Origin of the sequence: Aestuariivita sp., assembly GCF_021404545.1 — a bacterium.
Taxonomy (GTDB): Bacteria; Pseudomonadota; Alphaproteobacteria; order Rhodobacterales; family Rhodobacteraceae; genus Aestuariivita.
In genome coordinates, this window is the sequence record NZ_JAAWWD010000013.1 from 31,143 (window position 1) to 55,665 (window position 24,523).

Annotated in this window: 27 protein-coding genes; 13 read left to right on the forward strand and 14 right to left on the reverse strand. The window is 60.0% G+C overall.

The features are described 5' to 3' along the window. Positions 1-22: 22 nt before the first annotated feature. From HEP69_RS07195 to folK, 3 genes are all read right to left on the reverse strand, one after another. Positions 23-2,155, reverse strand: a complete 2,133-nt coding sequence (locus HEP69_RS07195; protein WP_290557877.1) for a bifunctional (p)ppGpp synthetase/guanosine-3',5'-bis(diphosphate) 3'-pyrophosphohydrolase — start codon at positions 2,153-2,155, stop codon at positions 23-25. 19 nt (positions 2,156-2,174) lie between these two features. Beyond that, positions 2,175-2,528 carry a DNA-directed RNA polymerase subunit omega gene (rpoZ, locus tag HEP69_RS07200; protein WP_290557878.1) on the reverse strand — a complete coding sequence of 118 codons (354 nt, stop codon included), beginning with the start codon at positions 2,526-2,528 and terminating at the stop codon, positions 2,175-2,177. A 127-nt stretch (positions 2,529-2,655) separates the two neighbouring features. Next, positions 2,656-3,204: a 2-amino-4-hydroxy-6-hydroxymethyldihydropteridine diphosphokinase gene (gene folK / locus HEP69_RS07205; RefSeq protein WP_290557879.1), complete on the reverse strand. Its 549-nt coding sequence runs from the start codon at positions 3,202-3,204 to the stop codon at positions 2,656-2,658. Positions 3,205-3,367: 163 nt separating this feature from the next. Between folK and HEP69_RS07210 the strand changes: the two genes are divergently transcribed. Continuing rightward, the gene (locus tag HEP69_RS07210) at positions 3,368-3,937 is read left to right on the forward strand and encodes an NYN domain-containing protein (protein ID WP_290557880.1); all 570 of its coding nucleotides are present in this window, start codon (positions 3,368-3,370) and stop codon (positions 3,935-3,937) included. Here HEP69_RS07210 and HEP69_RS07215 read toward each other — a convergent pair. Continuing rightward, positions 3,928-4,758 carry a cobalamin-dependent protein gene (locus tag HEP69_RS07215; protein WP_290557881.1) on the reverse strand — a complete coding sequence of 277 codons (831 nt, stop codon included), beginning with the start codon at positions 4,756-4,758 and terminating at the stop codon, positions 3,928-3,930. The two genes, HEP69_RS07210 and HEP69_RS07215, sit on opposite strands and share 10 nt — an antisense overlap. A gap of 244 nt (positions 4,759-5,002) precedes the next feature. On the opposite strand from HEP69_RS07215, the gene ispH reads away from it, so the two are divergent. The 5 genes from ispH to rnhA are packed head-to-tail and all read left to right on the forward strand — an operon-like array spanning position 5,003 to position 8,069. Beyond that, the gene (ispH, locus tag HEP69_RS07220) at positions 5,003-5,953 is read left to right on the forward strand and encodes a 4-hydroxy-3-methylbut-2-enyl diphosphate reductase (protein ID WP_290557882.1); all 951 of its coding nucleotides are present in this window, start codon (positions 5,003-5,005) and stop codon (positions 5,951-5,953) included. Continuing rightward, complete coding sequence (locus HEP69_RS07225) at positions 5,950-6,564, forward strand: LysE family translocator (protein ID WP_290557883.1); 615 nt, start codon at positions 5,950-5,952, stop codon at positions 6,562-6,564. Before ispH ends, HEP69_RS07225 begins: the two co-directional genes overlap by 4 nt. After that, positions 6,561-7,013: a DUF3429 domain-containing protein gene (locus HEP69_RS07230; RefSeq protein ID WP_290557903.1), complete on the forward strand. Its 453-nt coding sequence runs from the start codon at positions 6,561-6,563 to the stop codon at positions 7,011-7,013. The genes HEP69_RS07225 and HEP69_RS07230 overlap by 4 nt, the downstream gene beginning before the upstream one ends. Further along, complete coding sequence (locus tag HEP69_RS07235; protein WP_290557884.1) at positions 7,010-7,603, forward strand: class I SAM-dependent methyltransferase; 594 nt, start codon at positions 7,010-7,012, stop codon at positions 7,601-7,603. Before HEP69_RS07230 ends, HEP69_RS07235 begins: the two co-directional genes overlap by 4 nt. Continuing rightward, positions 7,596-8,069, forward strand: coding sequence for a ribonuclease HI (gene rnhA, locus HEP69_RS07240; protein WP_290557885.1), 474 nt, complete (start codon positions 7,596-7,598; stop codon positions 8,067-8,069). Before HEP69_RS07235 ends, rnhA begins: the two co-directional genes overlap by 8 nt. 291 nt (positions 8,070-8,360) lie before the next feature. Here rnhA and HEP69_RS07245 read toward each other — a convergent pair whose 3' ends face one another. The 6 genes from HEP69_RS07245 to HEP69_RS07270 all read right to left on the reverse strand — a co-directional run bounded on the left by HEP69_RS07245 (position 8,361) and on the right by HEP69_RS07270 (position 14,820). Further along, positions 8,361-9,335: a response regulator gene (locus tag HEP69_RS07245; RefSeq protein WP_290557886.1), complete on the reverse strand. Its 975-nt coding sequence runs from the start codon at positions 9,333-9,335 to the stop codon at positions 8,361-8,363. Positions 9,336-9,562: 227 nt separating this feature from the next. Next, positions 9,563-9,967 (reverse strand): response regulator, encoded by a 405-nt coding sequence (locus HEP69_RS07250; RefSeq protein WP_290557887.1) that lies wholly within the window; start codon positions 9,965-9,967, stop codon positions 9,563-9,565. 222 nt (positions 9,968-10,189) lie between these two features. Further along, positions 10,190-12,244 carry an ATP-binding protein gene (locus tag HEP69_RS07255; RefSeq protein ID WP_290557888.1) on the reverse strand — a complete coding sequence of 685 codons (2,055 nt, stop codon included), beginning with the start codon at positions 12,242-12,244 and terminating at the stop codon, positions 10,190-10,192. Positions 12,245-12,324: 80 nt separating this feature from the next. Next, positions 12,325-12,654, reverse strand: a complete 330-nt coding sequence (locus HEP69_RS07260) for an Hpt domain-containing protein (protein WP_290557889.1) — start codon at positions 12,652-12,654, stop codon at positions 12,325-12,327. Positions 12,655-12,662: 8 nt separating this feature from the next. Beyond that, entirely contained in the window at positions 12,663-13,640 is a 978-nt protein-coding gene (locus tag HEP69_RS07265; RefSeq protein WP_290557890.1) for a response regulator, read from the reverse strand. Between the two features lie 328 nt (positions 13,641-13,968). Next, on the reverse strand, positions 13,969-14,820 hold the full coding sequence (locus HEP69_RS07270; RefSeq protein ID WP_290557891.1) for a bifunctional helix-turn-helix domain-containing protein/methylated-DNA--[protein]-cysteine S-methyltransferase: 852 nt from the start codon (positions 14,818-14,820) through the stop codon (positions 13,969-13,971). A 183-nt stretch (positions 14,821-15,003) separates the two neighbouring features. Between HEP69_RS07270 and nth the strand changes: the two genes are divergently transcribed. From nth to HEP69_RS07285, 3 genes are read left to right on the forward strand one after another with little or no spacing between them, the layout of a single operon-like run. Beyond that, the gene (nth, locus tag HEP69_RS07275; protein WP_290557892.1) at positions 15,004-15,648 is read left to right on the forward strand and encodes an endonuclease III; all 645 of its coding nucleotides are present in this window, start codon (positions 15,004-15,006) and stop codon (positions 15,646-15,648) included. Further along, entirely contained in the window at positions 15,645-16,637 is a 993-nt protein-coding gene (locus HEP69_RS07280; RefSeq protein WP_290557893.1) for an adenosine kinase, read from the forward strand. The genes nth and HEP69_RS07280 overlap by 4 nt, the downstream gene beginning before the upstream one ends. Continuing rightward, the gene (locus HEP69_RS07285) at positions 16,634-17,239 is read left to right on the forward strand and encodes a GNAT family N-acetyltransferase (RefSeq protein ID WP_290557894.1); all 606 of its coding nucleotides are present in this window, start codon (positions 16,634-16,636) and stop codon (positions 17,237-17,239) included. The genes HEP69_RS07280 and HEP69_RS07285 overlap by 4 nt, the downstream gene beginning before the upstream one ends. 73 nt (positions 17,240-17,312) lie before the next feature. Here HEP69_RS07285 and HEP69_RS07290 read toward each other — a convergent pair whose 3' ends face one another. The 3 genes from HEP69_RS07290 to HEP69_RS07300 form a co-directional block, all read right to left on the reverse strand. Further along, positions 17,313-17,717: a hypothetical protein gene (locus tag HEP69_RS07290; protein ID WP_290557895.1), complete on the reverse strand. Its 405-nt coding sequence runs from the start codon at positions 17,715-17,717 to the stop codon at positions 17,313-17,315. A gap of 62 nt (positions 17,718-17,779) precedes the next feature. Continuing rightward, positions 17,780-18,271, reverse strand: a complete 492-nt coding sequence (locus tag HEP69_RS07295; RefSeq protein ID WP_290557896.1) for an RNA pyrophosphohydrolase — start codon at positions 18,269-18,271, stop codon at positions 17,780-17,782. A gap of 61 nt (positions 18,272-18,332) precedes the next feature. Further along, complete coding sequence (locus HEP69_RS07300) at positions 18,333-19,397, reverse strand: agmatine deiminase family protein (protein ID WP_290557897.1); 1,065 nt, start codon at positions 19,395-19,397, stop codon at positions 18,333-18,335. 130 nt (positions 19,398-19,527) lie between these two features. Between HEP69_RS07300 and HEP69_RS07305 the strand changes: the two genes are divergently transcribed. Beyond that, positions 19,528-21,555: an NADPH-dependent 2,4-dienoyl-CoA reductase gene (locus HEP69_RS07305; RefSeq protein WP_290557898.1), complete on the forward strand. Its 2,028-nt coding sequence runs from the start codon at positions 19,528-19,530 to the stop codon at positions 21,553-21,555. Positions 21,556-21,685: 130 nt separating this feature from the next. Here the strand turns inward: HEP69_RS07305 and HEP69_RS07310 are convergent, their stop codons facing one another. Continuing rightward, positions 21,686-22,102 (reverse strand): DUF4399 domain-containing protein, encoded by a 417-nt coding sequence (locus tag HEP69_RS07310; RefSeq protein ID WP_290557904.1) that lies wholly within the window; start codon positions 22,100-22,102, stop codon positions 21,686-21,688. Between the two features lie 229 nt (positions 22,103-22,331). On the opposite strand from HEP69_RS07310, the gene HEP69_RS07315 reads away from it, so the two are divergent. The 3 genes from HEP69_RS07315 to HEP69_RS07325 all read left to right on the forward strand — a co-directional run. Further along, positions 22,332-23,237 carry a LysR family transcriptional regulator gene (locus HEP69_RS07315; protein ID WP_290557899.1) on the forward strand — a complete coding sequence of 302 codons (906 nt, stop codon included), beginning with the start codon at positions 22,332-22,334 and terminating at the stop codon, positions 23,235-23,237. Between the two features lie 255 nt (positions 23,238-23,492). Then, positions 23,493-23,960: a transposase gene (locus HEP69_RS07320; RefSeq protein WP_290557900.1), complete on the forward strand. Its 468-nt coding sequence runs from the start codon at positions 23,493-23,495 to the stop codon at positions 23,958-23,960. Positions 23,961-24,284: 324 nt separating this feature from the next. Then, on the forward strand, positions 24,285-24,523 hold a 239-nt coding region (locus tag HEP69_RS07325), incomplete at its 3' end, for a transposase (RefSeq protein WP_290557901.1).

The window sequence follows — 24,523 nt, forward strand, 5'->3', positions numbered from 1 at the left end:
TTCCTGCCTTGCGCCTGGGCGGTCAGCCCACCGCCGCGCGGGGGCGGGCCTCGTCCCGGTGCCGTTCCAATGCAGCCACGTCGCTATCTGCTTCCAATGTCAGCATCAGCGAATGCAGCTGTTCAACATCCCTTAGTTCGACATCAATCATAAGCCGGTAAAAATCTGGCTTTCGATCAACAAATTTCAGATTGGAGATATTGGCCTTCTTCTCACCAATCAATGTGCAAATACGCCCCAGGACGCCGGCATCGTTGCCAATGGTCAGATCCAGCGATGTTCCGTAGATCGGAGGATGGGTGCCCGCGTGCCAGTGCAGGTCGATCCAGCGATCGGGTTGATCCTCGTATTCGCCCAGCAGAGCGCAGTCGATCGCATGCACCACAACGCCCTTGCCGCGATAGGTAATGCCGACGATCCGCTCACCGGGCAATGGCTGGCAGCACGGGGCACGGTCGAACGATTGTCCGGGCTGGAGGCCCACGACCGCGCGGCGCGGCGAGATCTGATCACCCTTGTCGGGGGCCAGCTCGGGGTAGACCGCCTGCACCACGTCATGGGCCGTGATCTCGGCACTGCCAAGCCGCGCCAAAAGCTGGTCGCGCCCATCGAGGCGAAGGTGTTTGGCAGCCGTATCCAGCGCCTTGTCGGTCGCCTTGCGGCCCACATTCTCGAACGCCGCGCGCACCAGTTCGCGACCCAGCTTGATGAACCGTTCCCGATCGACCTCGCGCAGGGCGCGGCGGATGGCGGTCTTGGCCTTGCCTGTCGTCGCGATCTCAAGCCAGCTTGCCTGCGGCGTCTGGCCTTCGGCGGTGATCACCTCGACCGATTGGCCATTCTTGAGCCGTGTCCAGAGCGGTACACGCAGCCCGTCGACCTTGGCACCCACCACAGCGAACCCGATGCGGGTATGGATCGCAAAAGCGAAATCAATCGGCGTCGCCCCGCGCGGCAGCTTGACCACGTCGCCCTTTGGCGTGAAACAGAAGACTTGGTCGGAATACATCTCAAGCTTGACCGCTTCGAGAAATTCGTCGTGATCGTCCTCGCCCTCGAACTGCTCGTTCAGCGAGGCGATCCATTTGGCCGGATCCACCGCAAAGGGGTTTCCCGACCGCACCCCATCGCGATAGGACCAATGCGCCGCAACACCGGTTTCGGCCACGTCATGCATCTGAGCGGTGCGGATCTGCACCTCTACTCTCTTGCCGTCACGTCCCGACACGGTGGTGTGGATCGACCGGTATCCGTTCGATTTCGGCTGACTTATGTAATCCTTGAACCGCCCCGGCACTGCGCGCCAGCGGCGGTGGATGGCGCCCAATGTGCGATAGCAGTCCTCCTCGCTGCCAGTGATGATGCGGAAGCCATAGATATCCGACAGCCGGGAAAACCCCTGATCCTTTTCCTGCATCTTGCGCCAGATAGAATAGGGCTTCTTGGCGCGGCCAAACACCTCCGCTTCGATCCCCGCCTTGGTCAGCTCGGCGCGCATATCGCCGGTGATGCGGTGAATGACATCGCCGCTTTCTTTTTGCAGCACGATAAAGCGGCGGATGATCGATTGACGCCCCTCGGGATTAAGTACGCGAAAGCTGAGATCCTCCAGCTCTTCGCGCATCCACTGCATCCCCATCCGGCCCGCAAGCGGCGCGTAGATGTCCATTGTCTCACGCGCTTTCTGGGCCTGCTTTTCGGGGCGCATCGCCTTGATCGTGCGCATATTGTGCAGCCGGTCGGCAAGCTTGACCAGAATGACCCGCAAGTCCTTGGACATCGCCATAAAGAGCTTGCGGAAATTCTCGGCCTGCTTTGTCTCATTGCTGGAGAGTTGCAGGTTGGTCAGCTTGGTCACACCATCGACCAGCATCGCAACCTCATCGCCGAACCGTCGTGCCACTTCTGGAAAGGACGCCTTGGTATCCTCGATCGTGTCGTGCAACAGCGCAGTGATGATGGTTGCATCATCCAGCCGTTGCTCGGTCAGAAGGGCCGCCACGGCTACGGGATGCGTGAAATAGGGCTCCCCGGAATGGCGTGTCTGACCTTCATGCATCTCACGGCCGAACTCATAGGCCGCCGTGATCCGCTCAGCGTTTGTCTTGGGGTTGTAGGCGCGGACCAGCGCGATCAGGTCATCAGCTGTGATCATCCGCTCCGTGCCTTTGGGGTCAGCCCTGGCCCTGCGCCTCCATCAGCGCACGCAGGAGTTTCTCTTCTGACATATCGTCCTCAACGGGCTTATCGGCCTCTGCACCCATCAAAAGCGCCATCTGATCCTCTTCGGGCTCATCGACCTCGATCTGGGTCTGGTTCGATTCGATCAGACGCTCGCGCAGCTCATCTGCGCTCTGGGTCTCGTCGGCGATCTCGCGCAGCGCAACAACCGGGTTCTTGTCGTTGTCGCGATCCACGGTAATCGCGGCTCCGGCGGAAATCTCACGCGCGCGATGCGCCGAGAGCATCACCAACTCGAACCGGTTGGGAACCTTGTCAACGCAATCTTCAACCGTCACGCGGGCCATGAGAGAACTCCAATCACTATTCTGGTCCAGAAGGCGCTTATCTAATGCCAATTGTCAGGCTTGACAACCCGGGTTTTCCCGGCATGGGCACCTGCGCTTTGGGGCGCTCACGGAGCCGCGCCAAGGGTCAGATCGGGCGCACAGCCTGCCGGATATCCCGGGGTAGCGCAGCCAGCATGTCCGTCACCGTCACGCCCGAGACTGGATGATGCCAATCAGGGGCAATATCGGCAAGCGGGACCAACACAAAGGCCCGTTCCTCCAGCCGAGGATGCGGCAGCACGAGTTCGTCGGGCGCCCGCAGGCGCTGCTCTTGGGGGTGCAACGCACGCCAGTGCCGATAGGTGTCCAGGTCAGGAAGCACCCGATCCGCGATGGCAATCAGATCCAGATCCAGCGTCCGCATGCCCCACCGGGTCTGGCGTTGACGCCCCATACGCGCCTCAATCCGGTGCATCTTTTCCAGCACGGCGCAGGCGTCCAGATCACTGCACAACCGCACGGCTGCATTGATGTAATCCGGCCCGGCCCCGGCAGGAAAGCAGGGGGTCTCAAAAAACCGGCTCACCGCGCACACGTTTAGCCCCTCGGCCCGCAGTTCCGAAAGCGCTCTGACCAGGTTGGCGGCGGGACTTCCTTGGGGTTCCGGCAGGTTTGAGCCGAGCGCGACCAGCATATCCGAATTTGCTTGCGTCACACTCAACCTATGGTAGCCAGAATCGCGGTCTTGTGATACAAATATTACATCCTATTTTAAAGAGACATACGCGCCGATTTTTAACCACTCACTCACTCACGGATCATGCACGGCGCGTCCGATTATCGGAAGGATCGAATTAATGTTTTATAAGGACGAACGGCTCGCGCTGTTCATCGATGGATCGAATCTGTACGCTGCTGCCAAGGCTCTCGGGTTCGACATCGACTACAAACTGCTGCGTCAGGAGTTTATGCGCCGAGGCAAGTTGCTGCGAGCCTTTTACTACACCGCTTTGCTGGAAAACGACGAGTATTCGCCGATCCGACCGCTGGTTGACTGGTTGCATTACAACGGGTTCACCATGGTCACCAAACCGGCCAAGGAATACACCGACAGCATGGGGCGTCGCAAAGTAAAGGGCAACATGGACATCGAACTTGCTGTCGATGCGATGGAACTGGCCCCGCGGGTGGATCACATCGTGCTGTTTTCCGGAGATGGCGATTTTCGACCGCTGGTCGAAAGCCTGCAACGCCAGGGCGTCCGGGTCTCGGTGGTCTCAACGATCCGCAGCCAGCCACCGATGATCTCTGACGATCTGCGCCGCCAGGCCGATAATTTCATTGAACTGGATGAGCTCAAAGACGTAATCGGGCGTCCGCCGCGCGAGCAAAGCAGCGATCGCGATATGGCCGTCGCTCAGGGCTGATCTGCCGGACCGGGGCGATCGCGATGTTCGTCGGGTCGGGTGCCGATCAGCCGCTCGACGACATGCAACGCCTCGGGAATGTCCCGCACGACGCCGTCAATGCCGAACTGCTGTGCCAATGTTGGATCGGTGTTGACGATGTCCCCACTCAGCAGAATGGCGAGGTCTGGGCGATCCAGGCGTAACGCCACCAGCAAACGGACCAGGGCGGCGCGGCTGCCCCGCCCGGACGCCGACAGCCCGAGCAACGCCAAATCGGGTTCTTGCATGGCGCCGAGCAGGTCTTCGTGGCTCATGTCAACCAGATGCGTCACATCCCACCCCGCGCGGCGAAACCCGTCCACGGCCATCTCTACCCCCAGGGTATGCTGTTCACCCGGCACCGCGGCAAAGGCAAGACTGCGCCCCTTTGAGATAACGTATTCGGGCGCCTCTTCACGCAGAGCAGAGATGATCCCGTAGATGCGCGCCGTCGCGATGCCGACATCCTGAAACCGCACTTTGTCGCGATCCCATCTGGCACCCAGCTCTCGGGCAGCGACGGCAAGATATTCGTGATAGATCCGTTCGACCGACACGCCAGCGCGGCGCAAATCAGCGATCTGCCGGTTTGCCGAGTATGGGTGCGGCGCGCAGAGCGCGGTACACAGCGCCGCAATTTCGTCGGCAGGAGCGGCAAAGCTTTCGGCACCCCGTTCGCCCATCCGTCGAAAGACCTCTTCTGCCAGCCTTTCGATGGATTTGCGGGACAGCGCGGATTCAAGCACATAGAGCGTCCGCTGATCCTGGACCTTGAGGTTACTTTTCCCACGTTTCGCCATGTGGGCTCCCACGCATTACAGAACTTAGTATTCCCGCCACGCCGTAGTACCATGGTGCGATGTTCATGCATTTCAAGTGTGCGTTATGCTCTCACCCATGTTCCTGAACGTTTGCCACCGGTCAGGTGGCCCGGGCATTCGGGCCGGTCACGCAGCAGACCGACATCCAGGGTCACATTCCGTGGGCTTAGGTACTGGACCAATTGGCGATCACGGCTTACCTCTTTGGAGTATGGAGAGTGACATGACACAGCCGCCGCTGACATTGTATCTGGCCGCGCCGCGCGGGTTCTGCGCAGGTGTGGACCGGGCGATCAAGATCGTTGAATTGGCGCTGGAGCGGTGGGGCGCCCCCGTCTATGTGCGCCATGAGATCGTGCACAATAAATTCGTGGTCGATGCGCTGCGCGACAGGGGCGCTGTCTTTGTCGAAGATCTGGACGACTGCCCCGATGACCGCCCGGTGATCTTTTCGGCACATGGCGTGCCAAAATCTGTCCCCGCAGCGGCCGCCGCCCGCGAGATGCTTTTCGTGGACGCGACCTGCCCGCTGGTATCCAAGGTTCATATCGAGGCGCAACGGCACTACGAAAACGGCCTTCAGATGATCATGATCGGTCACGAAGGCCACCCCGAAACGGTGGGGACGATGGGGCAGTTGCCACCGGGCGAGGTGCTGCTTGTCGAAACGGTTGAGGATGTGGCCCATGTCACTGTGCGCGACCCCGCGCGTCTGGCTTTTGTCACGCAAACCACGCTCAGCGTGGATGACACCGCAGATATCGTGGCAGCCCTGCAGGCCCGTTTCCCCCGCATCGTCGGACCACATAAAGAAGACATCTGTTACGCCACCACGAACCGGCAGGAGGCAGTCAAGGCCATGGCGCCCAAAGCCGATGCGATGCTGGTCGTGGGCGCGCCCAACTCCTCGAACTCCAAACGTCTGGTCGAAGTCGGCGCCAAGGCGGGCTGCCAATATGCGCAACTGGTCCAGCGCGCCACAGATATCGACTGGCGTGCGCTCGAAGGGATCGCCAGCATCGGAATCACGGCCGGGGCATCGGCGCCCGAACAGTTGGTCAACGAAGTGATCGACGCCTTTCGCACACGCTATGACGTGACCGTCGAGCAGGTCGAAACCGCCATTGAAAACGTCGAATTCAAAGTTCCCCGCGTGCTGAGAGTACCTGCATGATCTCACTGCAATTTCTGGTAACAGCGGCGGTCGTGGTTCTGGCGCCGGGTACGGGCGTGATCTATACTCTGGCTCTTGGGCTGGGCCAGGGGCGCCGCGCGGCGATCTGGGCCGCTTTCGGCTGTACGCTGGGTATTGTGCCGCATCTGGCCGCTGCGACACTGGGTCTGGCGGCGATCCTGCACACATCGGCGGTGCTGTTTAACATCGTCAAATTCGCAGGGGTCGCCTATCTCCTCTATCTGGCGTGGCAGGCTCTGAAATCCGGCGGGGCGCTGGCCATCTCGGCCGAGCGGTCGGCAGAGGCCGGGCCGCGCATCGCCCGCCGCGGCGCGCTCATCAATGTGCTGAACCCCAAACTGTCGATCTTTTTCCTGGCACTGCTGCCACCCTTCCTGTCGGGCAACCCCGCCGCCGCAACGGCCGAGATGCTGGTGCTGGGGGCGGTGTTCATGGCGCTGACCTTTCTGGTCTTCGTCCTTTACGGAATGTTCGCGGCCAAGGCGCGGACACTGATCCTGGGATCGGAAACCGTCATGCGCTGGCTGAACCGCAGCTTTGCCGGCATTTTTGCCCTGCTTGCGGGCCGTCTCGCGTTCGAGCGCGCCTGATGCGCATCCCTGCCGCTCCGCTGATCCTGGGCCTGGCCGGGCTGATCCCTTTCGTCTGGGGGGTAGCCACCTATCTTCACGGGCCGCTGGCCAATTGGGGAGCCGCCACTCTGGGGCCGCGCTTTGTGGGGCCTTACGTTCAACTGTTCTATGGCTCGGTCATCCTCAGCTTTATGTCCGGGGTGCTGTGGGGGTTCGCCACCAAAGCGCGCAGCCGACAGGCAGCAACGGGGTACGCCCTGTCTGTTATCCCCGCACTCTGGGCGTTTTTCATGACCGGAGGCGGGCCGGTCAGTGCAGGCACCAATCTGATCTTTGGCTTTGCAGGTCTCTTGATCCTTGACTATGCGTTCTCGCTTTGGGGTCTGACCCCGCCGTGGTGGATGCGTCTGCGGATCTTGCTGACCTCGATTGTAGTGGCCTGTCTGGCTGTAGGAGTGTGGATATGAGCGATGCCGAGACCCTGGCCGTCTATAATCGTCAGGCGGACGATTATGTCGCAATGATGGACGAATATGCAGCCAACGATCCGCGTATCCACGACTTTATCGCAGCCTGCCCTCAGGGTGGCCGGGTGCTGGATCTTGGCTCTGGGCCGGGCGCGTATGCGGTGCAGATGGCCGCCGCCGGTTTGCACGTCGACGCGATCGACGCCGCGTCAGAGATGGTGGCGCGGATTGCGGAGATCCCTGGTATCAGCGCGCGCGTGGCAACCTTTGACGATATCGACGGCGCGGATATCTATGATGGTATCTGGGCCAGCTTCAGCCTCCTGCACGCACCGCGCGAGGCAATGCCCAGACATCTCGCCGCGCTGCGCCGCGCACTCAAACCCGGTGGCGTGTTCTTTATCGGCATGAAACTGGGCCAGGGTGGCAAGCGGGACGATATCGGGCGTCACTATGAGTATTACAGCCGAGAGGAACTGGAGACGCTGTTGCAAGATGCAGGCCTTGCACCCTATGCCCATTGGACGGGACAGTCCAAAGGGCTCGACCAGACCTATCACGGCTGGATCGTGATCCAGGCCAATGGCTGAGCTGTTCGCCTATACAGATGGCGCCTGTTCCGGCAATCCCGGCCCCGGGGGCTGGGGCGTGCTGATGCGCGCCGTAGACGGCGAAACCGTTGTCAAAGAGCGGGAACTCAAGGGCGGGGAGGCTGACACCACCAATAACCGGATGGAGCTGTTGGCGGCGATCCATGCCTTGGAAACGCTCGAGCGGCCCTCAGAGATTACGATTGTCACCGACAGCGCCTATGTCAAAAACGGTGTGACCGGGTGGATCTTCGGATGGAAGCGGAACGGTTGGAAAACCGCCGCCAAAAAGCCGGTGAAGAATGTCGAGCTGTGGCAAAGGCTGGACGCCGCGCAAGTGCGCCATGATGTGACCTGGGAATGGGTCAAAGGCCATGCAGGCCACCCTGAAAACGAACGCGCGGATGAGCTGGCGCGCGCGGGAATGGCGCCGTTCAAACCCAAAAAAGCCGCTGCGCCTGAGTAATCCGGGACAAACCTGGATAGACGGGCTGCACCCCGAGACCGGACCTGCAAACGCCTTCAGGCGAAGGATACGGCCATTACACAGGGCTGGATGATCGCGCGGGGGAGGATTTTGGGACTATGCAAGTAAGCTCTGCGCCCTCAACCCCACAAAGATCGGCGTCATAACAGTGGCTTCTGCACAGACATCTCCGCGAAATGTGGGGGCCCAATCGGCATTTGTCTTGAACGCAAGGCCCCGGTCCAGGCGGGTGCCATGTGCAGCACAGGACCCCAAGCCGACAAGACCGTTTCAGGATCCTGTTGGCTGCATTTCCACCTCGGTCGGCTCTGACCCGGTGCCCAGATCACGCCAGATCTCCATCCCGTCCCTGCGGGCATAGTCGGCGGCAGCGGCCAGGATTTTTTCAGGGTCGGCAAAAGACAGCGGCCCATAGTTGACCGGCTTGCCCAGCTTGAGCCGCGGTGCCGCCTCGCCCGTGGCGCCGTATTTCTCCATCTGTGCAGGCAGAAAGCTGCGAAGGGCGGTGGCAATCGCGGATTGGCGGAACATGGTGCCACGGTGCAGCAGCACGATGAAATTCCCTGAACCGGCGTAAGACAGCATCTTGTGGTCTGGGCCAAAGGCTTCGGCAATCATCGCGGCCACATCGGTCAGCGATTCTTTGAAACCCACCACATCTTTGTGGGTAAAGAGTTCACGGATATTGGCGACATGCACGCCCACAACCGTCTTCTTCATCAGCTGCATCGCCCCCAGCTTGAACGCATAGTTCTGCATATGGGCGTAATCCACACAGGTGCTTGAGGCATTCAGAGTAACCGGATCTTCGATCTTGAGGAACGCGTGCTCCATCATCGAGGTCGCAACCGCCTGCCTGACGGACCGCTCCCGGGCGAGGTTCTTGGCCATTCTCAGACGCCCCCGCAATTCCCGCCGGTTGAGAGGTTTGTTGAGATAGTCTGACGCGCCCGCGGCAAAGGCGCGATCCACGCTTTGTGGGTTTGTCACCGTGGTCACCATGAAAATCGGGATGCCACGGGTGGACGGCTCATCGCGCAGTAACCCGCACAGCCTGATCCCGTCGATCTCCGGCATCTCCACATCCAGCAAAAAGCAATCGTAAGGGACACGTGCCCTCTTGACCAAACGCAGCGCCTCTTGGCCCGATCCTACCTGATCCACGTCGTGGTATCCAAGTTCGCTCAGTTCTGACCGAACAAGCTCCAGGAAGATCGGATCGTCATCAACTGTTAGTATTCGCATGGTCCGCTCTGCCTTGCTGCTGATGCGCACTTCTTTTGGTTGAGTGCTGAAACCCACAGTTTTTATCTAAAGTTGAATTCAGGCCAAAGTTTGGCGGAAGCGAACCAGAACTGTGATCATATGCCTATAAATCAATCACTTAGTGGTTTTAAGGGCATCAGACCCTTGTGCGGTGCCGGGATGTGGCCCTGCATCGGGTTGCCGCATGGGCTGCACCGGGATGTCAATCAGGCCTCGTCCGTCTCACCCTCGGTCGCGTCTGCCCACATCCGGCGCAGTTCGTCGGGAAGCTGCATCGGATCGAACGGTTTGGTCAGAACGCCCAAGACACCTTCTTTCTTGAGCGAGTTGTTCAGCGCGGCTTCGGCCTTGGCCGTCATGAACACGGCCGGGGTCTTTTCATAATCCGGCATCTTGCGAATTTCGGCAAGCAGCTGGGGCCCGTCGGTCCCGGGCATCATGACGTCCAGCAACAGCAAATCCGGTTGAACTTGCGGCAATTCCTCAAGCGCGTCAGCCGCTAACGAGCATTGATGCACTTCGAGCCCGCCGACGATCTCCAAAGACATCCTCGCAAGCGCCAGGATATCTTCGTCGTCATCGACATGCAGTATTTTCTTGAGCTCAGGCATACAGGCATCCCCATCAACTGTTATTGCGCCAAAAATGAGGGCAGATGGAGCGGCCACAAATCAAAGCCATCGTAACGGCACCCTTAACGGCACGCGCTGCGATGTTTCGGATTTCACCCCACCTAGCCCTGATGCGTAGAGTAGAATCATATTTTATATAATCAATCACTGATGGTTCTCTGTCACAAAATCGGTGGATAAATATGGGTATTCAGAAATCGTTCAGGCGGCGTCGCGTTGTGCGGGCGGCACCTGCACTTGGGCTGGCGCAGCCTCTTTCGGCAAGATGACGAGAAACTTGCTCCCCTCGCCAAAGACACTCTCAACTGTAATTACTCCGCCATGGTGTTCAACCAGGCTCTTGCAGATCGCAAGTCCCAGACCGGCACCACCATATTTTCGCTTGGTGGATCCGTCGGCCTGACCGAACCGCTCGAAAATGGCCGATAACCTGTCCTGGGGAATGCCTGGCCCGGTGTCTTCGACGACGATCAGGACAGTCTCGCCCTGATCGACGGCCTCGACCCGCACATGACCTTTTTCGGTAAACTTGATGGCGTTCGCAATCAGATTAATGAAGATCTGGCGCATCCGCAGCTCATCTGCCTGAATGACACAGTCGGTCGGCATGCTGATCAGATTCAGGCCCTTCTCCTTGGCCGAGACCGACAGTTCTTCGGTCAGGTTCTTCAGCATCGCGCCCAGATCGACGTCGGTGTATTCCAGTTCGACCTGTCCAACGCTGATCGTCGCCCAATCCAGAATCGAGTTGATCAGCCCCATCAGATGGCGACCCGACCGATCCGTTCGTTCCGCCTGCTTGGCGATTTCAGCGGCAAACGCGTCGAGCTTTTCGCGCGCGGGCTGAGTGTCGCCAACCGCGTCGCTCAGGTCCTTGAACCGGGGCAGGATGGTCACGTTCTTCAAGAACGCCACATAGCCCAGCACGATCGAAAGAGGTGTGCGAAGCTCATGGCTGACGTTGTTCAGGAAATCGGTCTTGGCGACGGCCGCTTCTTCGGCCTTGTGCAAAGCCGACTTTAGCTCCGAAACATCAATACGCAGACCGACCGTGTACCCATCGGCAGTCTTGGACTCAGCGATCCTGAGCCATTTGCCATTCGGCAATTGCTGTTCAACCGCCCCCTTGGGATCGGCGTGATCGGCCAGCCTTTCCTGGATCCACTCCTCTTCGCGGCCAGCTGCCTCGACATACTGCCCCCGGGCCACGCCGCGCCGGATGATGCTTTCGAACGTCGCGCCCGGCACGAAAAGGTCGGCTGATTCCCGATAGTATGAGCGGTACTTTTCGTTACACAAAAGCAGCCGGTCATCGCTGTCATAGACCACAAACCCGTCTTCGATCGACTCAATCGCCGCAACCAACTGGCGCCGTGCATTGGCCCGCTCTTGGATCAAATGCCGGGCATAGTTGGCGCCGCCAAATCCGATCAGCACAAGCGTCGAGATCACGATAAGTATGCCCAGGCGGTAGGGGGATTGAACCGACCAGCTGTTGACTGGAACCAGACCGACCTGGACAACCCTTTCATCGTTGATCCGGATATTGGCGACCACAGGATCGCCGGACCAGATATCGGGATTACCCAGAAGCGTCTTGGTAACGGATTCCCTTGCCGAGATCTCGCGCAAGGCGGCCGAAAAGCTGGTCTGGGTAAGGTCGAAACCAACCTCAGCAAAAAAGGCATCAAGATCCAGAACCAAGGCATACACGTTCGGCGTCCGGCCCGCGCCCGCAGCCCGCACAATCAGGCCGGACCCGCCCTGAACCAGATCGACTGGGCCAGAAACGATCGGCATATCGGCTGCGATCATTTTCCGAATATCGGCTATCTGGCTCGGCCGTGTGCGCAGGTCTAATCCCAAAGCAGCCCGGTTCGGCCCCAGCGGATAGACCCGGGTGATGATGAAATCCTCTGCCAGCGCGATATTGATGATGCTGGGATTGTCCCGGCTCAGCACACCCGCGAGCGAGCTGAACTGTGCCCCCTGCGGCCCACGCTCATATCCCATGAAGATCGCCAGGTTTTGCGCCATCGACTGATAGGCTTGCAGACGCGCTTCGGCGCGCGATTGAATGCCATCGGCGGTCAGTTGATGGGATTTGCGTTGATCGGCAAGCCAATAGGAGGCCGTGACCCGCTCCAATACGAAAGCCGCGACCAGACCGATCACAACGATCACGCCACACACGAAGAAATAGGCGCGGCGCTGATGGCGTCTCACTTCATCGGCTGTTTGTCGCGTTGTCGTCATTTCATTGACCTTGTTAATCCGCTCAATCCCTCATGCCTTTATCATGCATTTCAAGGAGTTAGGTCAGCCTGTCACATATTCTAATCAAGTTCGCATTCCAGCTTATCCAATAAGTCGTTCACCATTGGCCGCACCTGCGTCCAAATCGCGGTGTTCCCGGCAAAGGCCATATCGATTTCGGTGGCCTGCGCGCCGATCTGGTCAAATCCCAAAGACGATGCAATCCCAGAGAGCTTGTGACACTCGCGCCGGACAATCTCGGCGGCCTCGGCGCACTCTGGATCGCTATCCAGTGCAATGGTTGCCCGTTCCATCGTGATGATGCGTTCTTCCAGAGTCCCGCGAAACCGGTTGCGAAGCTCGACAAGTGCGTTTTCTACTGATGCCCGTGGCGTGACCTGACACTGCATGTTGGCTCTCACTGAATTCGTGTTGTGGCGCCGATCTTGGATCTGCCATCTCTGGATACAGGGGCACGATACTCAATCGCGGTCCCCGACTGACGCGCTGCATCAATCGCCAGGGACAGGATTTCTTCCGCCGTGTGGAACGACACAAGGCTCCGCCCGATCGGGGTGCCCAGTTTCAGCCGTGGCGGGATTTCTCCCACTGCGACATACCACTCGCTGAGCGTCGACAATTTGAGCGACACCGCATCGACAACGGCGGATTGATCAAAACCGGAGAACCGGTTGACCAGAATGTTGAAATAGCAAAAGCCGGCATACGAGATCATCTTGGGTCCCGGCCCGACGGATTCAACAAGAATTTCCGCCACATCGAGAAGTGTGTCCCGAAAGGCCTGGGCGTCCTTTGTCGCAAAGATTTCGTGAATGTTTGGCACATGCACGCCGATCGCGACGCGGTTGAACATCTGCATCGAGCCAAGCTTGAGCACATAGTTCTGCATCGCGATGTAGTCTATGCCAGCCGCCACCCCATCCAGGAAAAGCGCATCCGACACCTTGAGGGCCGGTACATCCGAAGTCGAGGACGCGGCGTCCTTTTTGGCGTTACGTTCGCGCATCAGGCTTTGGGCCATTTGCAACCGGCCACGCAGCTCACGACGGCTTAACGGTTTATTCAGGTAATCCGTAGCCCCGGCGGCAAACGCCTTGTCGACATTCTCCAGCTCAGCGCGCGAGGTGACCATGATGATCGGCAACCCTTCGACCGCGGGCTCTTCACGCAGAAACGAGCACAGCTCGACGCCGCTCATACCCGGCATATCAATGTCCAGAAGGAAGCAATCATAGTGGACCAGCCCTTCGCGCACCCTCTGGAGGGCCTCGACACCGGACTGCACCTGATCTACGTCATGAAAACCGAGATCATTTAGTTCCGCCTTGATGACTTCAAGGAAGATCGGATCATCATCTATGCTGAGAATCTTCATGTTTTTGCGTTCTGCTCGTGTCCAGTTACAGCTCGTCTAAACTGAGCGCATGGGTGTTGAGATTTTTACTTAAAGTTGAATTGTGGCAGAAGCTGGGCAGAGTTGGGGAGAGTGGAAGGTTACGGCGAGAACCCGCTGAGTCCGCTCTGGACAGGTGTTCGCGCGCCGTCAGACCTTTGGCCAAAAACGCGCAGGCTGCACGTTGGGTAATCTGTCAGCCCCACAGATGCAATCGGATGCAGGCGCTTTGAAACCCACCCTCTATTGAGACCGTCCGCACTGCGCGGCCACGCCAGCCGCGCAACCGCGACCCGATGGGATACCGACCCTACCCCGCGTCGGCTTGCGCCGCCTCATAGGCCAACATCGCGCGCTTCATCGGAATCCCCCAATGGTACCCGCCCAGGCCACCCGATTTGCGCAAGGCCCGATGGCAGGGGATCAGCCAACTGACCGGGTTGCGCCCCACAGCGGTGCCCACGGCACGCACAGCCTTTGGCCGTCCGATGGACTGGGCAATCTCGGAATAGGTGGTCACATGGCCCGAGGGGATCGTCAGCAACGCCTCCCACACCTTGATCTGAAACGGCGCCCCGATCAGGTAGAGCGGCGCGGCCTCAAGGTGGTTTGATACCCCGAAGGCTGCCAGGACCCAGGGCCGCAGGCGCATGGGATCCTCGACAAACACCGCCTTTGGCCAGCGACCGATCAGATCCTGCATCGCGTGATCCTCGCCCATCTCGGCGGCAAACCCAAGACCGCAAAGCCCCTTATCGGTGCCCATTACCAGGGTTGGACCGAAGGGGCTTTCGAACCAGCCCCAATAGATTGTCAGACCATCGCCACCGCGCGCGTAATCGCCCGGGCTCATCGCTTCCCACCGGACAAAGAGGTCATGCAGGCGCCCGCCGCCCGACAATCCGGCCTCATGTGCGGCCTCCAGCGTGGTGAACCGGTCACGCAGAAGCGCCTTGGCATGGCCCAAAGTCAGGTATTGCTGATACCGTTTCGGGCTCACGCCGACCCAAGCCGAGAACAGGCGCTGAAAATGCGCGGGGCTCATCTTCATTTCGCGCGCCAGGTCATCCAGCGTCATCTGAGGTCCGCCGACGTCAATCAGCTCGATTGCGCGGCGCATGACGTTGTAGTGATACCCTTGGTCGGTGTTTTGGATGTTCATGTCTCAATTCTCCGGCTTGATCCCAAAGATAGGACCGTTGCCGGGTCGGTGCGACCCGAATCCTGCGACTCTTTGCGATCTCCCCGGTCTTGTCGAGTAAGCCGCTGACCGGTGACCTCGAACCCCAAGCGGCGTACGTTAGGGGGTTGCCCGGGCAGGTACATCGCGCCAAAAGAGACGGTGATGGCCAAGCAACTCGATTACCATACGATTCACCAGATCTTCACCCGCTTTCGCAATGCTGAGCCCGAACCCAAGGGTGAGCTTGAGCATGTCAATGTCTATACGTTGGTGGTGGCTGTGGCGCTGAGCGCGCAAGCGACCGATGCCGGTGTGAACAAGGCGACGCGCGCGCTTTTTCAGATCGCGGATACTCCGCAGAAAATGCTCGATCTGGGCGAGGCGCGGCTGATTGAGCATATCAAGACCATTGGCCTTTACCGCAACAAGGCCAAGAACGTGATAAAGCTCAGCCGGATCCTGGTTGAGGAGTACGGGGGTAAGGTGCCCTCCTCCCGCGCGGCACTGCAATCGCTGCCGGGGGTCGGACGCAAGACCGCCAATGTGGTTCTGAACATGTGGTGGCATTTCCCGGCGCAGGCCGTTGATACCCACATCTTTCGTCTGGGCAACCGATCCGGGATTGCACCGGGCAAGGATGTCGATGCGGTCGAACGCGCCATCGAAGACAACATTCCGGCGGAATTCCAGCTTCATGCCCATCACTGGATGATCCTGCATGGCCGCTATACCTGTGTCGCGCGCAAGCCCAAATGCCAAGCCTGCCTGATCCGCGACCTCTGTCAATTTGAGGACAAGACTGAATGACCAAAACCTATGATCTGGTTGGCATCGGCAACGCGGTTGTCGATGTGATCTCGCAATCCGACGATGCGTTCCTCGACAATATGGGGATCGAAAAGGGCATTATGCAACTGATCGAGCGCGACCGGGCCGAGCTGCTCTATGGTGCCATGCAGAACCGGGTTCAGACACCGGGCGGGTCAGTGGCCAACACCATCGCAGGTGCAGGCGCGCTGGGTCTGGACACGGCCTTTATCGGGCGGGTGAACGATGACGGGCTGGGCCGATTTTATGCCAGTGCAATGACCGAGCATGGCATTGATTTCGTCAACGATCCGGTTGCAGACGGTGTCGTGCCCACCTCCCGCTCGATGATCTTCGTCTCCCCCGACGGGGAGCGGTCGATGAATACCTATCTGGGGATTTCCACCAGCCTCTCATCAGACGATGTCCCTCGGGCAGTGTCAGGCAATGCCAAGCTGATGTTTCTCGAAGGCTATCTCTTTGATCACGATGCAGGCAAGACCGCGTTCCGCGAAGCCGCCCGCGCGACCCGGGCGGCGGGTGGCAAGGCGGGCATCGCAATCTCGGACCCGTTCTGCGTCGACCGGCACCGCGCCGATTTCCTGTCTCTGATCCAGCACGATCTGGATTTCGTGATCGGCAACGAGGCCGAGATACAATCGCTGTTTGAAACCGATCATCTGGACGATGCGCTGATGCTGACCGCCGGCATCTGCGGTCTGGTGGTCTGCACCCGCTCCGGCGACGGCGTCAGCGTGATGGAAGGCACCAACCGCACAGATGTCGCGGTCGACAAGATCACGCCCGTTGATGCCACGGGTGCGGGCGATCAGTTTGCCGCAGGGTTCCTTTATGGTATGTCTACCGGCCGCGACATGGAAACCTGCGCGCGCCTCGGCAATGCCTGCGCACGCGAAGTGATCAGCCATATCGGCCCACGGCCCGAGGCGGATATGCAGGCGCTGATCAAAGCCGAGGGGTTGGTGTGACGCCGCCGCTTGCTCCGGGTCTGTTTGACGTTCCGCCAGGGATGGTAGCGACCGTCGTCACCCATCTTGAGATGACGCAGCGCCCTCCGCTCAGGGACGTGGCGGCGGATGTGCCCAATGTGGTTCTCGTCCCCGAGATCGGTGTGGCCGATTACAGGGATATCTATGCCCGGGTTGGGGCGCATAACTGGCTATGGTTCTCACGGATGCAGATGTCGGACACGGATCTTGCGGCGATCCTGGACGACAGTGACATGCGTGTGGCAACCATGCTGGTCGAGGGCAGACCCGAAGCCCTCCTGGAGCTCGATTTTCGCCAGCAAGGCGCGTGCGAGCTGGCCTTTTTCGGGGTCAGCTCGCGGCTGCTGGGGAAAGGCGCGGGGCGCGCGTTGATGAACGAGGCGATCCGGTTGGCCTGGGACCGTCCTATCCGGCGGTTTCACGTGCATACCTGCACGCTGGATCATCCCGGCGCCTTGTCGTTCTATCGCCGGTCAGGGTTCACACCGATCCGCCAGCAGATCGAGATAGCACCCGATCCGCGGCTGGCAGGGGTGCTGCCGACCGAGGCCGGTCCCCATATTCCGATCTTTGACCCGTAGGGCGGGACTTGTCCCGCCCCGACCGGCCGGCGGGACAAGTCCCGCCCTACAACAACGCTCGGCCAAGGACGCGTTACTCCTGCGGCACCTCACAGCGCCCCTGTCGCATGCAGCGCGCAAGGTCCTGCTCGATCTCATCCGTCGCCGGAAAGACGAAGCCGCCGCAGGGGTTGGTGGCCACCACCTTCTCTCCCTCGCGCAATTCCACAAAGACAACGTAGGATGCGCCCGAAACGATCCCGGCACACCACGGGCCGTAGCACGAGACCTCAAGCGTGACCTCCCCCTGATATGGGCGGAGGAACCCGTTCCGGCCCAGCTGCTCCCCCCCAAGAAACCCCTCGATCCGGGTCATCGGAGGCGTATCGTCGTGGTTGTGCAAATCAGCACGTGGCAACGCATGCTCATTGAAAACAAGCTCTCCCCGGACGATGAGATAGAGCTTGTCCGATCCCGCCGCCGCGCCCCAGGCATGCATGTGCGTCCAAGGCACGCAAGTTAACGCCAACGCTGGCCCGGCCAGCAGCGCCAAAAGTCCGCTTAGGCAGGCCCGATATGCGGCGCGAACTCTTCCAGGACGCGACTGTAGACCGCGCGCTTGAAGGGGACGATCTTGTCGACCAGTTGATCGGGGGGCTGCCAGCGCCATGCGGAAAACTCCGGGTGTTCTGTTTCTATATTCACCTGCGCGTCTTCGCCCAGGAACCGCAGCAGAAACCACTTCTGTTCCTGCCCGCGATACCGTCCCTTCCAGATCTGGGGCACCAGATCATGCGGCAGATCATAGGGCAGCCATTCATCCGTCTCGGCCACCATTTCCACCAGATCAGCACTCACACCGGTTTCTTCCCAAAGTTCACGCAGAGCGGCGCCCCGGGCGTCTTCGCCTTTGTCGACCCCCCCCTGCGGCATCTGCCACGCCTCGGTATATCTGTCGCGGCGCTGACCAACAAACACCTGGCCCGCCGCATTCATCAGCATCACACCCACGCAAGGGCGGTAGGGCAGCTTGGCGATTTCCTCGGGGGTCATCTCAGGGCCTTTCGTTCGGGTGACCCTTTCTCCCTGATCGTTCGGCAGAGGTCCAGACGTGTCAGATCGCAGGCATCTGCTGCGTCGCGCAATGAATGCCGCCCCCATTCAGACCCAACGCATCAATCTCCAGCGTCACAACCTCGCGCCCGGGATAGAAACGCGCCAGCGCCTCGGCCGCTGCCGCATCGGCTTTGGCATCGCCGAATTCTGCGGCGATCACCGCCCCGTTGCAGAGATAGTAATTGGCATAGGCCGAAACGAAATCCACCGAGCGGACGCGCGGGCGTTCGGGCAGGTGGACCACCTCGATCTTCAGATCCGTCTCTTGCAGCCGGGCATAGGTTTCCAGCGCAGCAGCATCGAACGGGTTCCAGGGGTCGGCGGTCTTGGCCAGATTGATCAGGACACGACCCGGTTCGATGAACCGCACCAAGGCGTCGATATGATAGTCGGTGATATCCTCATCGCGCAGCCCCGGCGCCCAGATCATCCGCTGCGCGCCATAGGCATCAAGCAGCGCGGCCTCCACCGCGTCGCGGTCCATAACGGGGTTGCGGTTGTCGTTGACCCAACTGCTTTCATGCGCGATCAGCATGCCGTGCCCGTCCCATTCGATCCCGCCGCCTTCGCCCTTAAGGGGCGTAGGCAGCAACGGCAGGCCCAGATGCGCGGCCACGCGTTCGGCGATCAGACCATCGTGGAGATGCACCTGCCGGTTGCCCCAGCCGTTAAAGCGAATGTGGCGCACCGCGCGCCCGCCCGCGCCATCGAGCACAAAGATAGGCCCCGAATCGCGGCACCACAGATCCTCGGTTGGGATATCCCAAAGCTCCACCGAGCCGGAGACCGCCTTGCGGATATCGCCGTGGTGGGTGGCATCGGCAAGGATCGTCACCGGCTCAAAAGCCGCGATCGCGTTGGCCACCCTGGCGACCGCCGCCTGCAATTCCTGCAAGAAAGCCCGATCACGGTGCACCGCCCGGCTGACCGGCCATTGCATGAAGGTGCGTTCATGGGGCGCATCCTCGCCTGGTACGTAAAATCCATCCTGTGCAGCCAACGCTCCGGCTTTCATACTCATGCCCATGGCTGCCATCCCCTTCATCGCTGTCCGTCGATCCATCCCGGCCTCCGCCCCTGGCCGAGCCTAGCGGGATCCGGCGCCCGGGGCAAAGCCCGCTTGACGCGGCGTTGCACGTGACAAGTCCCCCAACAGGCGCAATCTGGACGGCATATATAAGGGGAGGCTTTTCATGACCGACTATCCGCATCTGCTGGCACCGCTGGATCTGGGCTTTACCACGCTGAAAAACCGCGTGCTGATGGGGTCGATGCATACCGGGCTGGAAGAGACACGCGACTGGAACCGTGTGGCGGAATTTTACGCCGAACGGGCACGGGGCGAGGTGGCGCTGATGGTCACCGGCGGGATCGGGCCGAACCTGGAAGGGTCGGTCTTGCCGGGGGCCGCGATGATGACCACGGCGGAGGATGTCAAGAACCACGCGATCGTGACGGGGCGCGTTCATGATGCGGGCGGCAAGATCGCGATGCAGATCCTGCATGCGGGCCGCTATGCGTATGGTCCCAAATGCGTGGCGCCCTCCCCGATCAAATCCCCGATCTCGCCCTTTGTGCCGACCGAACTGGATGAGGACGGCATCGAAAAGCAGATCGGCGATATCGTGAATGCCGCGCGGCTGGCCCAAGAGGCCGGGTATGACGGGGTCGAGATCATGGGCTCGGAAGGGTATTTCCTCAACCAGTTCATCGTCACCCACACCAACACGCGCACCGACCGCTGGGGCGGCTCGTATGAAAACCGTATTCGCCTGCCCATCGAGGTGGTGCGCCGGGTGCGCCAGGCAGTGGGGACCGATTTCATCATCATCTATCGGTTGTCGATGATCGATCTGATACCGAACGGTTCAACCTTCGACGAGGTTGTGCAGTTGGCGAAGGAAATCGAAAAGGCAGGCGCCACCATTATCAACACCGGCATCGGCTGGCACGAGGCCCGTGTGCCGACCATTGCCACATCGGTGCCGCGCCGGGCCTTTGCCTGGGTGACGCAGAAACTGATGGGACAGGTGTCGATCCCGCTGATCACGTCCAATCGGATCAACACGCCCGAGGTCGCCGAGAACGTGCTGGCCGAGGGCTGTGCCGACATGGTGTCGATGGCGCGCCCGATGCTGGCGGACGCGCATTTCGTGCGCAAGGCGATGGAAGGGGCTGGCGCGCAGATCGCCCCGTGTATCGCCTGCAACCAAGCTTGCCTGGACCACACGTTTTCGGGCAAGCTCACATCCTGCCTGGTCAATCCACGCGCCTGCCATGAGACCGAGCTGGTGATCGAACCGGCCGCGACCCAGAAGACCGTGGCCATCGTCGGCGCGGGACCCGCGGGCCTTTCGACCGCGATGACCTGCGCAGAGCGTGGACACAAAGTAACGGTATTCGACAAAGCCGCTGAGATCGGCGGGCAGCTCAACATGGCCAAGCAGATCCCCGGCAAGGAGGAATTCTGGGGCTTTGTCGATTGGTACCGCACGATGATGGACACGCTTGAGATCGATGTGCGGCTGAATACCGAGGTTGGACCGGATGATCTTGAGAGTTTTGACGAGGTGATCATTGCCACAGGCGTCAGCCCGCGCGATCCCGGCATTCCCGGGCAGGACAGCACGCATGTTCTGACCTATATCGACGTGCTGCGCGATCAGGCAGAGGTGGGTGAGCGAGTGGCCGTCATCGGCGCGGGTGGTATCGGTTTTGATGTCTCGGAATATTTGGTGCATGACGGTGAAAGCCCGACCGAGAACCTGCCCGATTGGATGACCGAATGGGGTGTCGCGGATCCTGCCGATCATCGCGGAGGTCTGGTGCCTGAAGGCCCCAAACCCGAAGCGCCAACGCGTGCCGTGACGCTGTTGCAGCGCAAAGCCGAGAAACATGGCAAACGTCTGGGCAAGACCACCGGCTGGATCCACCGGGCCTCGCTCAAGATGAAGGACGTCACCTTCGTTGGGGGTGTGAATTATGAACGGATCGACGAAGCCGGTCTGCATGTGAGCTCTGGCGAGGGTCGCGAAAACCCGACCCTGATCGAGGCGGATACGATCGTGATGTGTGCCGGTCAAACCCCGCTGCGCGATCTGGCAGATGCGCTGGAAGCCAAGGGGATCGTGCCGCACGTGATCGGCGGCGCCGATGTTGCGGCCGAACTTGATGCCAAGCGCGCAATTGAACAGGGCACACGATTGGCCGCCACCCTCTGAGCAGGCATTTTCTGACGCAGAAAATGCGCAGATTTTGCCCCAAAATCTGGGCTCCCGGGTGAACCGGGGCGCCTAGAAACTGCGTCAGTTTCTCCCCAGAATGTGCGTCACATTCTGGAACCGTTTTGCATCACTCGGTCACTGTGATCGTAATGCGCTCACTCGCAACGACCGGGTCATGCGGAACATGGAAATGATCGCCTAACAGCAATTGAAGCGAGTGCGACCCGGCCGGAAGATCCAGTACTGTCTCGGTCTGACCGCCGCCAAAATGGATATGGTGATCATCCGCTGGGATACCGATCTGCGATATCTCCGTATCGTTCGGCCACTCACCGAAAGGAGGCCGGTTGAGCAAGATATGATGGTGACCGGTCCCGTCCTGGTCTACACCCGCTGGCGCGACGCCCTTGCCCCTCAGCCCAAACACCACCGTCACCGGGGCGCTCACTGTTGCGCCGTCTTCAAGGTTCACGAAGTAAAGCTCAATCTCATCGGCCTGCGCGGCTGCAGCGGCCATAACCGCCATAGCGGCTCCAAAAAGCATATGTTTCATTGCGGATCCTCCCAGATACAATCGGTCAGATAGCCCCATAGCGGCCCCGGTCAAATTCGCAGGATTTCCGGGCCGGACAATCTGGAAACAGGTCGTTTCGGTGTTTCCGGTGGCAGAACGATGGCGGCAAATTCCCGATATTATCCAATCTGCGCCCCGTTCTCGCCCTTATTGGCTCGCATACCTGACCCTCAACGAAAACACCCAACGAGGCCAGAGCATGGACCGACTGACCGAAATGGAAGCCTTTGCCACTGTTGTGGATCAGGGCGGCTTTACCGATGCGGCCAAAAAGATGGGCATCTCCAAATCGGCGGTGTCCAAGCACGTGTCAAGCTTGGAGGCGCGCCTTGGGGCCCGTCTGCTCAATCGCACCACCCGCCGCGTGTCCCCCACCGAGATCGGACTGGCCTATTATGACCGCGCGCGCCGTGTTCTCAATGACGCGGGCGAGGCCGATGCGCTGGTCACCTCGATGCAAAGCGCGCCTTCGGGCCTCTTGCGCATCTCGGTCGCCACCGATTTTGGGGTGAACCACCTCTCACCGGTCCTATCGTCCTTTCTGGAGGAATTCCCCGACATCACCGTCAACATGGTGCTGAACAACCGCTATGTTGAGCTAATTTCCGAAGGGTTCGATATGGCCGTGCGGATCGGAGAACTAGAGGACAGCACCCTGCGCGCCCGCAAGCTGACCGAGACCACCAAACGCATGATCGCGGCTCCGGCCTATTTCGAGCGGTACGGTCGCCCGCAGAAGATCGACGATCTGAATGAGCACAAGCTCTTGCACTATTCAAACCAAGGGGCTGGCAATGTCTGGAAAATCACCGCACCTTCAGGCGAAAAACGTCAGGTCAGAACCGCCGGTTGGCTCAGCGTCAATGACGGGCAATCCTTGCTGAATGCGGCCATCTCCGGTCTGGGCATCGCCTATCTACCCAGTTTTCTCTATGCTGACGCTATGGCCCAGGGACAAGTTGTGGATGCGATCCCCGATTTGCCTATTGAGATGCAAGGCATCTATGCGGTTTATCCGCCTGGCCGGTTCACCCAGCCCAAAGTGCGTGCGTTTATCGATTTCCTGGTCCATGCTTTTGCCGACAAAGGCCCCTCGGACTGGTAACCCGTTCTTCATGTTGCTTCCCTTGGCAACCAACTGGGCCTCGCTCGTACAGCGGGGTCTTTTCTTGTCAGGGGTAACATGAATTCCCCGCACGCCCGCCGCAGATATGTGCATGGATTCTGGGACGCTTGGCTGATCCCAGCCACGGGTCGGTAGGGGTCTTCTCTATTCCTAAAGCATCCCGCTCAAAGCCTGACTCGTTAGGGATTCGCTTGAAGCTTGATCTGTGATTCATCCTTTTTGGGAGGATGGATTATGTCAGCACCTTTGCCGGATGCGCTGCAAGCGCGGTTTCAGAGATTGATTGAAGAAGGGTTAAGCGGGCGTGCGGCGGCATTGCGGTTGAAGCTTTCACCCGCGACCGGCGCGCGGTGGTCGATGTCGATCCGTCGGACGGGCCAAGCGCGAGCGGCACCTCAGGGCCGCCCCAGAGGCAAAGGTAGGCTTGATCCGCATCGCGGCTTCTTTGCCGAGAGCATCGCACATGACGGCGACATCACGATGCAGGAACTGGCGTCTGCCTTGCATGATGCGACAGGCGTTTGCGCGCACCCGAACGCGATCGGCAAATTCCTTCGCAAGCTCGACTATACGCAAAAAAAGTCGCTGGTTGCCGCCGAACGCCGCCGAGCCAAGGTAAGGCGGCAGCGCGAAAGCGGGTTCAGGCATCGCCTTCCGGCCATGTCAGCCCAGCCCGAACGCGTTGTCTTTATTCCCTCCTGATGGGGTGGACGCCCCCTCACGGCATCGCTGTGCCAAGGTCGCGGTGTTGAAACTTGCTACGAGGAGGAAGCGTCCATGGAAAATGTTAGCATTGTAGGTCTGGATATCGCCAAAAATTCGTTCCACGCGCATGGCGCGTCTGGGGACGGATCGAAGATATTCGGCAAGGCACTGCCTCGGGGGCGGGTTCTGGAGTTGTTCGGTCAGATTGAGCCCTGCACGGTCGCTTTGGAAGCTTGCGCGGGTGCGCATCACTGGAGCCGAGAGATTTCAAGGCTCGGCCACGATGTCAGGTTGATCGCACCGCAATAGGTCAAGCCCTATGTGAAACGCCAAAAGAATGATGCGAATGATGCCGAAGCCATTGCCGAGGCTGCCTCCCGGCCGACCATGCGGTTCGTGCCGACCAAGACCGCCGAGCAGCAAGGCCAGGCAATGGTGCTGAAGACGCGCAATCTTTTGACGGGACAACGGACCCAGACAATCAATGCATTACGAGGGCATTTGGCGGAGCACGGGATTTCGGCCCCCAAGGGCCCTCCACATCTGCCCCGGTTGGAAAG